This is a genomic window from Psychrobacter sp. 1U2 (assembly GCF_051847575.1).
Genome location: NZ_JBPYDC010001536.1, coordinates 1 through 580, shown reverse-complemented (window position 1 = coordinate 580; position 580 = coordinate 1). Strand labels below are relative to the sequence as shown.

1 protein-coding gene is annotated in these 580 nt (G+C 37.8%); it reads right to left on the bottom strand.

Annotated elements, in window-relative coordinates:
• Positions 1 to 344, bottom strand: a 344-nt coding sequence (locus tag ACS8FD_RS23050; protein WP_439277568.1) for a putative sulfate exporter family transporter, incomplete at its 3' end; no start/stop codon positions are given.
• Between the last annotated feature and the right edge of the window lie 236 nt (positions 345 to 580).

Here is a 580-nt window from a genome sequence, read left to right as displayed (position 1 = left end):
AAAAAAGTCGATGTCAGTACTAGTGCATCTGTCATAACCGCTGGCATGCCAACGCTTGCAACTTGTGTTATTGTCAGTTTAAAACCATAAAACATAATGGCAAGACGTAAAATCTGACCCTTAGCAAAGACCACGCCAGCATTTAAGCGCTCAGCGAAATTAGGATAAATCGTATTACCAAGGATCATTCCAAGCAAGATAGCTAATGTCAAAGATGACAGACCAACGATATGTCCATTCGACCAAGTATTCAAACTGTTATTAAGCCATAGGCAAAATAAGCTACCGATCAGCACGACAACCAATCCTGCTAAGTGACGGTTGTTTGGAAAATAATGATTCACTGATTGGGCAAAGCGTGCATAAGGGACGCATCCTATTGTCGATAATCAAAATAAGCATAAGCTTATGAATAGACAGTATAAGATAAGTTGTTTTATAATAAAAACAGATTAATAAGGTATAACCTATCGAAATTTTAGGTTAGTAGAGTATCTAGATAAAAGGCAATAGCGATTGATGAAGAAGACCGTTCAGACTGTACCAAAGATCACTTTGCGGCAACTGGCAGTATTTGTTA